This is a genomic window from Streptomyces sp. CNQ085 (assembly GCF_022614595.1).
GTDB lineage: Bacteria > Actinomycetota > Actinomycetes > Streptomycetales > Streptomycetaceae > Streptomyces.
In genome coordinates this window covers 1-8,986 of the sequence record NZ_JAJFAU010000176.1, presented here as the reverse complement: position 1 = coordinate 8,986, position 8,986 = coordinate 1, and the positions used below count along the sequence as shown (strand labels likewise).

At 74.2% G+C, this 8,986-nt stretch carries 10 protein-coding genes; 6 read left to right on the top strand and 4 right to left on the bottom strand.

The features are described from left to right. The first annotated feature begins 317 nt into the window (after positions 1 to 317). Entirely contained in the window at positions 318 to 470 is a 153-nt protein-coding gene (locus tag LJ221_RS21620; RefSeq protein WP_241718396.1) for an SCO1431 family membrane protein, read from the top strand. A gap of 73 nt (positions 471 to 543) precedes the next feature. Beyond that, positions 544 to 918, top strand: coding sequence for a hypothetical protein (locus LJ221_RS21615; RefSeq protein ID WP_308314836.1), 375 nt, complete (start codon positions 544 to 546; stop codon positions 916 to 918). A 374-nt stretch (positions 919 to 1,292) separates the two neighbouring features. Here the strand turns inward: LJ221_RS21615 and LJ221_RS21610 are convergent, their stop codons facing one another. Both LJ221_RS21610 and LJ221_RS24050 read right to left on the bottom strand, forming a co-directional pair. Then, positions 1,293 to 2,903 (bottom strand): methylmalonyl-CoA mutase, encoded by a 1,611-nt coding sequence (locus LJ221_RS21610; protein WP_241718394.1) that lies wholly within the window; start codon positions 2,901 to 2,903, stop codon positions 1,293 to 1,295. Between the two features lie 247 nt (positions 2,904 to 3,150). Then, on the bottom strand, positions 3,151 to 3,537 hold the full coding sequence (locus tag LJ221_RS24050) for a hypothetical protein (RefSeq protein ID WP_374228529.1): 387 nt from the start codon (positions 3,535 to 3,537) through the stop codon (positions 3,151 to 3,153). 10 nt (positions 3,538 to 3,547) lie between these two features. Between LJ221_RS24050 and LJ221_RS24045 the strand changes: the two genes are divergently transcribed. Then, positions 3,548 to 4,168 carry a peptidoglycan-binding protein gene (locus tag LJ221_RS24045; RefSeq protein WP_374228528.1) on the top strand — a complete coding sequence of 207 codons (621 nt, stop codon included), beginning with the start codon at positions 3,548 to 3,550 and terminating at the stop codon, positions 4,166 to 4,168. A 250-nt stretch (positions 4,169 to 4,418) separates the two neighbouring features. On the opposite strand, the gene LJ221_RS21600 is transcribed toward LJ221_RS24045, so the two are convergent. Further along, positions 4,419 to 5,432 (bottom strand): hypothetical protein, encoded by a 1,014-nt coding sequence (locus tag LJ221_RS21600; RefSeq protein WP_241718392.1) that lies wholly within the window; start codon positions 5,430 to 5,432, stop codon positions 4,419 to 4,421. Next, on the bottom strand, positions 5,429 to 6,073 hold the full coding sequence (locus tag LJ221_RS21595) for an RNA polymerase sigma factor (protein WP_241718391.1): 645 nt from the start codon (positions 6,071 to 6,073) through the stop codon (positions 5,429 to 5,431). Before LJ221_RS21595 ends, LJ221_RS21600 begins: the two co-directional genes overlap by 4 nt. A gap of 704 nt (positions 6,074 to 6,777) precedes the next feature. Here LJ221_RS21595 and LJ221_RS21590 point away from each other — a divergent pair. From LJ221_RS21590 to LJ221_RS21580, 3 genes are all read left to right on the top strand, one after another. Further along, positions 6,778 to 6,978: a hypothetical protein gene (locus LJ221_RS21590; protein ID WP_241718390.1), complete on the top strand. Its 201-nt coding sequence runs from the start codon at positions 6,778 to 6,780 to the stop codon at positions 6,976 to 6,978. 166 nt (positions 6,979 to 7,144) lie between these two features. Further along, entirely contained in the window at positions 7,145 to 7,774 is a 630-nt protein-coding gene (locus LJ221_RS21585) for an RNA polymerase sigma factor (RefSeq protein WP_241718389.1), read from the top strand. Positions 7,775 to 7,809: 35 nt separating this feature from the next. Continuing rightward, a complete protein-coding gene (locus tag LJ221_RS21580) occupies positions 7,810 to 8,967 on the top strand; it encodes a hypothetical protein (RefSeq protein WP_241718388.1) in 1,158 nt (385 codons plus the stop codon). Positions 8,968 to 8,986 lie beyond the last annotated feature (19 nt).

The window sequence follows — 8,986 nt, the reverse complement described above, 5'->3', positions numbered from 1 at the left end:
GCGCTGGGGCGGCGGGCGCGGCGGTGAGCGGGCCCCGCGGGGAAGGGTGCGGCCTTCGCGCCCCGTGTCGTTGGTCACAGCCGCACGGCCGCCCGGGCTCCGCCGGGCCCATCACCGCAGGGCAGCCGGTGTGTTGGGGGCGGCTTCGCCGCCGGCGCCCGGCCGCGGGGTGATCCGCGTCTCTGTTTGAACGGCGCGAATCCCCTCATGCTGGAGATCCGCGACGCCCATGCGCGGCGATCGCGGACACAGGCACACCGACGGCGCACCGGTGCCCCGCACACCGGCGCGCCACGAGGCGAGACGAGGACACCACCATGGGTCACACGACGGCGGCGAGGATCCCGGCACTCCGGCTCCGTACCGGCGGTCCCTCCGAGGAGGACCGCGAGAAGCTGGTCGAGCAGGCGCTCGGCTGGACGCTCACCGTGCTGGTCTCCGTGATCGTCACCGGACTCGGCCTGCTCTGAGCCTCCCCGGCGCGCGCACCACACACACGGGGACGTCCCCCGGCGGTCCTCCGCCGGTCCCCGTGCAGCCGAGATCAACCCCGTCCTGGCCGAGGGCCGCACCGTGGTCCGCGACCGCTACGTGCCGTCCTCCCTGGTCCTCCAGACCCTGGACGGAGTCGATCCGGCCTACCTCCGGCAGATCAACGCCTTCGCCGCCGCCCCGGACCTGACGGTGATCCTCATCGGCGACCCCGGCCGGTGCGCGCAGCGGGCCGCACGCCGGGGCGGCTACTCCCGTTTCCACCGCCTCACCGCGGACGACCGGCAACGCGAGCACGACCTGTACCGGGAAGTCGCCCGCCAATGGGCCGACTTGGGCAGGAGAGTGCTCCACCACCACGTGGCAGCAGAACCGCCCGGGCAGGTGGTCGCGGCGATCCTGCCCCACCTCCCAAGCCGGCCCTAGTGTCGGGGGACCAGCGCGTCGTACGTCGCGCTGGTCCGCTCCATCTCCACGCCCGACGTCGCCACCAGCGCGGCCATCTCCTCCTGTACCGCGGCTCGTCCGCGCCGTCCGGCACGATCCGCTCCAACTCCAGGAACAGCCCGACGCCTTCCAGGTCGTCCAGGCACAGCTCCGCGCCGTCCAGCATGCCGGTGCGGCGCGTCTTGGCCACCCGCACCGTCGGCCGGTAGCCCATGAGTCGCACCGCCTCTTTCAACCCTCCGGTATCAGGGTCGAGGCCTGCCCCTGCGACGCAGGGGCCGGGCAGCGCAAGCGTCCTCCCCGCCCCGCCGGGAGCCCTGCCCCCGGACCACCGTGCGTGAGGAACGGCGGGCTCAGAAGGCGTCGGTGGGGACGTAGGCGCCCCACACCTCCCGCAGGGTGTCGCAGACCTCGCCGACGGTGGCCCGGGCCCGCAGCGCCTCCTTCATCGGGTACAGCACGTTGTCGCTGCCCTCGGCCGCCTTGCGCAGCTCGGCCAGCGCCCCGTCCACGGCCGCCCGGTCGCGCTCGGCGCGCAGCCGCGCCAGCCGCTCGGCCTGCTGCGCCTCGATGGCCGGGTCCACCCGCAGCGGCTCGTACGGCTCCTCCTCGTCGAGCTGGAACCGGTTGACGCCGACGACGACGCGCTCGCCGGAGTCGGTCTCCTGGGCGATGGCGTACGCGCTGCGCTCGATCTCGCCCTTCTGGTAGCCGTGTTCGATGGCGTTGACCGCTCCGCCCAGCTCCTCGACCTTGCCCATCAGCTCCAGCGCGGCGGCCTCGACCGCGTCGGTCATCGACTCCACCACGTACGACCCGGCGAAGGGGTCGACGGTGGCGGTCACGTCCGTCTCGTAGGCCAGCACCTGCTGGGTGCGCAGCGCCAGGCGGGCCGACTTGTCGGTGGGCAGGGCGATGGCCTCGTCGTAGGAGTTGGTGTGCAGCGACTGGGTACCGCCCAGCACCGCGCCCAGGCCCTGGACGGCCACGCGCACCAGGTTCACCTCGGGCTGCTGCGCGGTGAGCTGCACGCCCGCGGTCTGGGTGTGGAAGCGCAGCATCAGCGACTTGGGGTTCTCGGCCCCGAACTCCTCCCTCATCACCCGTGCCCAGATCCGGCGGGCGGCGCGGAACTTGGCCACCTCCTCCAGGATCGTGGTGCGCGCGACGAAGAAGAACGACAGCCTGGGCGCGAAGTCGTCCACGTCCATCCCGGCCGCCACCGCCGTGCGCACGTACTCGATGCCGTCGGCGAGGGTGAAGGCGATCTCCTGCGCGGGCGTCGCCCCGGCCTCGGCCATGTGGTAACCGGAGATGGAGATGGTGTTCCAGCGCGGGATCTCGGCCCGGCAGTACTTGAAGATGTCCGCGATCAGCCGCAGCGAGGGCTTGGGCGGGAAGATGTAGGTGCCGCGGGCGATGTACTCCTTGAGCACGTCGTTCTGAATCGTGCCCGTCAGCTTCTGGGACGGCACGCCCTGCTCCTCGGCCACCAGCTGGTAGAGCAGCAGCAGGACGGCGGCGGGGGCGTTGATCGTCATCGAGGTGGAGACCTCGCCCAGCGGGATGCCGTCGAACAGCACCCGCATGTCGTCGATCGAGTCGATCGCCACGCCGACCTTGCCGACCTCACCGTGCGCGATGGGGGCATCGGAGTCGTGGCCCATCTGGGTCGGCAGGTCGAAGGCGACCGACAGGCCCATGGTGCCGTTGGCGATCAGCTGCTTGTAGCGGGCGTTGGACTCCACCGCCGTGCCGAAACCGGCGTACTGGCGCATCGTCCACGGCCGCCCGGTGTACATCGTCGGGTAGACACCCCGCGTGTACGGGTACGAACCGGGCTCGCCCAGCTTCGCCTCCGGGTCCCAGTCCCGGAGCGAGTCGGGTCCGTAGACCGGCTCGATCGGCAGTCCGCTCTCGGTGAGCCGGTCCCCGCCCGTTCCTCGGCCAGTCTCGCGTGCCATGTTTCGGTGCCTCCCGCTTCGTCGCCCTGTCCGATACGGACTGTAGCGATCGGCGGGAGAGCGGCGGGAGAGCCACAGCCTGGGACCTTCCTCACAGACGAGCGGGGTGGTGCGCGGAAGGGCCCGCGCGGGCGCCGCGCGCGGAACCGCCGGGGGGTGGTTTGTCGTCCCCGGTTCGGGCAGTCTGGCTGCCGGGAATCCACACGGGTGGGGAAACCGGTGAAGGTCCGGCTGATTCGAGGGGGTATCAGATGTCCTGGGGGGAGTCCGTGCGAGACAGGACCGCGGGCCGTGCCGCGCTCGCGGCGACGGCCGTGGCGCTGCTGGGTGCGGGATGCACGGCACAGCAGACGGATGAGCAGTCGCGGTCGCCCGCCGCGGTCACCGCGCCGTCGGCCGCGCCGTCCGTGACGCCGAGCACGCCCGCGCCCGACCCGACGCCCGCGTCCGACCCGACGCCCGCGCCCACGCCCACACCCACGCCGTCCGTGAGCGAGGAGGAGCGACGCACCTCGGCGCCGCCCGAGACGCTGCCTGCGTCCGCCCCGCCGCCTCCAGCAGCTTCCGAGGCGCCGCCGGCGTCCACCGCGCCGCCCCCGCCGGCGTCCACCGCGCCGCCCCCGCCGGCGTCCACCGCGCCGCCTGTGCTGCGGGAGGGCGCGCAGGGCGAGAAGGTCCGCGAGCTCCAGGCGCGGCTGCGCCAGACCGGGCACTTCGACCTCAACCCGACCGGCTACTACGGCCCGGTCACCACCACGTCCGTGTCCGCCTTCCAGAAACGGCGGGGGCTGACGGCGAACGGCCAGGTCACCCAGGCCACCTGGAGCGCCCTGACCGCGCGGACGAGGCCCCCCACGCGGGCCGAGCTGTACCCGCCCACCACCCGGCCGATAACCGACCCCGACCCGAGGTGTCTGACGGGCCGGGCGCTGTGCATCAGCAAGGAGAGCCGGACGCTGGCCTGGATGATCGACGGGAAGGTCGTCTCCGCCATGGACGTGCGCTTCGGCTCGGAGCTCACCCCGACCCGCGAGGGCCGGTTCGGCGTCACCTTCAAGAGCCGGAACCACCACTCCACGCTCTACGACACCCCGATGCCGTACGCGATGTTCTTCAGCGGGGGCCAGGCGGTGCACTACTCCGCGGACTTCGCCGCCAACGGCTACAACGGCGCCTCGCACGGCTGCGTCAACGTACGGGACAAGGAGACGATCGCGGCGCTTTTCGAGCAGGTGAGGGTGGGGGAGAAGGTGATCGTCTACTGACCTCCCCGGCGCCCTCCCGAAGCGGGGCGGGCCGGTGTGGGGAGAGGCGCGGGCGGGGCGGGGGAACGTGCCCCGCCCGCGCTACGCGCATCCCGCAGGTACGGGGGGAACCTTGGGTGGCGCGCTCGCCGATGACCAGTCGGCTTGTTCTGTACTGCGTCCGCGGCCCGGAAAGTGTCACACCCGCCGGACGGCGACCCCGGTGACGCCGGTCACACAGCCGTCCGCGCACCTTCGAGCCGGGCCGGGTTCAGGACGCGGGGCCAAAGGCCGCGGTGCCCGGCGTCACCACCGGAGTGTCCGGGATCCGTCCGGGGGCGGTGGGGTCGGCGGGGGCCGTGGGGCTGCCGGGCTCGACGGGGGCGGTGGGTTCGGCCTGCCCGTCATCGGCGGGGAAGGCGTCCCCGCCCTCGGTGCCGCCGGCCGCCGCACCGGACTCGCGGCAGTAGCCGTCCACCCGGTCCGGCACTCCCGCGGTGAGTTCCAGCTCGGCGCGTTCCCGCCGGCTCAGCTCACCGCTCCGCAGCTTCTCGCACAGTTCCCTCAGACGCACGTCCGCCCCGGGCGGACGTGCGGTGGAGTCCTCGGCCCGGTCGCCCGCGCCGCCCGGCGCCGGGGTGGACGGGGCGCTCTCCGGCGACCGCCCGCCGGACCCGGTACCGGTCGGGTCCCCGTCGCCCGGGGCTCCGGAGCCGCCGCGCTGCTCGCCCGCCTCCTCGCCTTGCTCGCGTCCGTCGTCCCCGTCCGGCCGGCCGGAGAGGGAGCCGGCGGTGCCGATCGGCGGCGAGAGGAGCCCGCCCGGCCCGGCGGACACGCTCGCCGCCGGGGCGGGCGAGCCCTTTCCTCCCCTGAACGGCGCGGGCAGCATCCCGCTGCCGGCCGCGATGGCGACCCCGCCGAGTACCCCGCCGAGCGCCAGCGCGGCGACACCCACCCGCAGGAGGCGGCCGAGTGACCGCAGGCGGCAGCGGCGCCCGGGGGGGCCGGCTCCGGCATCGGCCCCCGGCCGTGCCCGAGCTGCCCGGAAGGCCGCCAGCGCGGCGGTCTCTCCGGGCAGCTCGGCGTCGTCACACGCGCCGGGCACGGCGGCGCGGACGGCTGTGGCGGCAGCGGTCGTGGGGGGGGGGGCGAGTCCGTCGAGAGCCTCGGCCAGCGCCGACGCCCCCGGTTCGTCCGCGGACGGCGAGAAGTGGGCCGACCGGCCGCGCAGCAGACACTCCGCGGCTTCCCCGTCCAGCCAGCTGTACCGGTCGTCGGCCCTCACGTTTCCCTCAGCGTCCGTCTGGCCTTTTCCGTCACACTCCGTGCGGCTCCGGCCTTGGATACGGACACCCCGTCGCCGGTTTCCTCCTCCCTCTCCAGCAGTTCGGCCAGCTTTCGCAGGCCCCGGTGCGCGGCGGTGCGGACCGCGCCCGGTCGCTTGCCCAGCACCCGCGCGGCTCCCTTGGCGTCGAGGCCGACGACGACCCGGAGTACGACGGCCTCGGCCTGGTCGCGTGGCAGCCGGGAGATCAGGGCCATGGTGTGACCGGTGCCGATCGATTCCAGCGCCTCGTCGAAGGTGTCGGATCCGGCGGGCAGCACCGCCAGTTCGTTGTCGTCGTCGACCGGGCTGGAGACGGGCCGTCGCCCCCGCGCCCGGATGTGGTCGAGCGCGCGGTTGCGGGCGATCCGCGCCGTCCAGCCGCGGAAGCGGTCGGCGTCCCCGTCGAACCGGTCGATGTCCCGGGCGATCTGCAGCCACGCCTCGGAGGCGACGTCCTCCGCGTCCGCGTCCGGGATCAGCGTCCGCACGTATCCCAGCAGACGGGGGTGCACGGTACGGTAGACGGTGCGGAAGGCGCGTTCGTCCCCCTCCCGCGCCGCCCGCACCGCTGCGGTGAGTTCCGCGTCTTCCCCCTGCACGCCTTAGCCCTGCTCCACTTCGCGATGTAGCGCTCACCCGCGCCCCCGGCCGAGCGTGGTCCCGCCGTGATGCTTCGATCTGCGTCGATGCGATGCAGAACGCTACGACCTAGTGTGCGCTCCCGTCCATGCGAACGGATCGGTAGTTACCGAGTTGAAGGCAGCGGGGAGGGCGCGGGGACGGGTGGCGGAGAAGAGGCGGAGGGAGTGTGCGGGCGGGAGTAACAGTTTCCGGCCGCCCGGCGCTGAGGAGGGTGACGGACCTCGCTCGGCGCGGCGGTCCGCACTCGACGACGGCCGGGGTCTCTCCTGTGGGGGGTGGCGACCCCGGCCGTCTTCGCGTTTCCGGCCCGGTCGCGGCCCGCACCGTAACGGCTGGGTACCCGCGTGTCCCGAAGTGACATCTCCTCCACGGTGAGCGCTTACCGAAGGGTCCCGTGACGGACGCGGGGCGAGTGAGTCTCCGGATGAGCGATCCAGGTGACGGGGGGGCGGGACTTGAGTCCGCGAGGAGAACGAGCGCGCAGAACATCGAGCCCGAGGAGACGGATCTGGCTGACCCCGGGTGCCGTCGTGGTGGGCGGGGCCGGCGTGGTGGCCGTCGCCGTGGCCAGTCCGCCCGAGGACGGGGGGAACCCCGTGGCCGCGTCGCCGGTCAGGGTGTACTCCGTGAACCTGAGGACCGGGGCGAGGGGCACAGCGGCGTGACCCGCCGCGACACCGGGCCGTTCAGTCTGCCGGGCATCTCCCGGCCCCGGGCGACGGCGGAGATCGGCGGCCGGGCCGAGGCGCGCACCCGCGAGGTCGAGACCGGCCGGTGGACACCGTGGCAGGAACTGGATCTGGATGTCCAAGTCCCCGAGGGCGAGGAGGGCCGGGAGGCCGCGGCCCGCGTACGCGGGTGAGCGGCCGCCGCTCACCGGCCCGCGCGGGAAGGGGCCGGGCCCCCTCCGCCTTCTCCCCGTGCGGCGCAGGGGGTTCACGTTCGCGCCGCACCTTCCCCACACGGGATCCGCCCGTGAGGGGGAGGTGTGTCGACGCGCCGCGCGGGAGCGTGGAAGGATCCCGTTCGTGAGTGATGCGGCGGACGGCGGCGACCGGCTCCACCCGGGGCACGCCGGGGATCTGAACGCTGCGGTTCTCGGCGTGCGGCGGGGCGACGAGACCGCCTTCCGCACCGTCTACCGCTGCCTCAACCCCGAGCTCCTGCGCTACGCGGCCGTCATCGTCGGCCAGGACGCGGAGGACGTCGTGGCCGAGACGTGGTTACAGATAGCCCGGGACGTGCTGCGTTTCGAGGGGGACGGCGCCTCCTTCCGCCGTTTCGCCCTGGCCGTCACACGGAACCGGGCCCGGGACGTCCTGCGTCGCAGAAAGCGGCGTGTGCGGGAGATCGCCGTACCGACCGACGAACTGCCCGAGCCACGCGCGTCCGGCACCCCCGGCGGTGAGGCCGCCCCGGACGCGGCGGAGGTCGCCGGGACGAAACTGTCGACACGTGAGATCGTCTCCCTCATCGGCACCCTGCCCGTTCCACAGGCCGAGGCGGTACTTCTGAGGGTGGTTCTGGACCTGGACACCAAGAGCACGGCCGAGATCCTCGGCAAGCGGCCGGGTGCGGTGGCGATGGCGCTGTCACGCGGTCTGAGGAAACTGGCCCGGCTGGTGGAACGGTCCGAGGCAACGGCGGTACGGAGGTGAACGACCCGATGCGGGACCGGGAGGAAAGCGCCCGGGTGACCGAGGCCACGCTGCGCCGACTGATCGCGGAGGGTTCCCGGCCGGGCCCCGGCCCGCGGAGCTCGGGCGACACGCCGCCGGACGACGGCCTGCGCGCCCTCGCGGCCCTCCTCGACGCCGCGGTACCGCCACCGGACTCCGGTGTACTCAGGGGCGAGGAGGAGGCTCTGGCCGCCTTCCGGGCGGCACGCGACGGACGGACGGCCGCGGCCGGTCCGCGGGGCCGTCTCGCCCGGCTGGCACGGCGTCTGGGCCGGATGCGTACGGGCGCGCTCGGCGTGGCCGCGGCCACCCTCCTCGGCAGCGGGGTGGCCGTGGCCTCCGGCGGGGTCCCGTTCCTGCACGGCGGCGACCCCGACTCCGGGAGCGGAGTCTCCCAGGCGCCGGACACCGCCTCGGCCCCTTCCCGTCCCGCCTCCCCGAAGGCCCCCACGGCCGGGGAGGCCGGCCCGGCCGTACCGCGCCCCGGCGACTCCGCTCCCGGAGCCGTGCCGCCCTCGGAGGCGCCGGCGCGGATCGTCGCGCTGTGCCGGGCCCAGCAGCGGGACGCGGGCATTCCGGACGGCGCCGAGCGGAAGCGGCTGGCCACAGCCGCGGGCGGAAGCGACCGGGTCGCCGCGTACTGCGACGCGGTCCTGGAGGGCCCGGCGGCGCGTCCGTCCCCTGCCGAAGGCGGCCCGGACGACGGTAACCCCGGAAGTGGCGACGGCGGCGGGAACAGCGCGACGCCGGACACCCCGGACCGGCCCGGCCAGGCCCCCGGCAACGACGGCGACACCGGCAACGGCCGGGGCAACGGCAACGACTCGGGAAACCCGGGCAACGGCAACGGCCGGGGCAACGGCAACGACTCGGGAAACCCGGGCAACGGCAACGGCCGGGGCAACAGCAACGACTCGGGAAACCCGGGCAACGGCAACGGCCGGGGCAACAGCAACGACTCGGGAAACCCGGGCAACGGCAACGGCCGGGGCAACAGCAACGACTCGGGAAACCCGGGCAACGGCAACTCCGGCGGCGGCAACGGCAACGACTCGGGAAACCCGGGCAACGGCAACTCCGGCGGCGGCAACGGCAACGGCGGTGCCCAGGCCGAAGCGGCACGGCACCGCGGCGCCCCCGCGCCCGCCCCGCAGGGGGGCGCCGTCCACTGACCCCGCCGGGGCGCCCCGC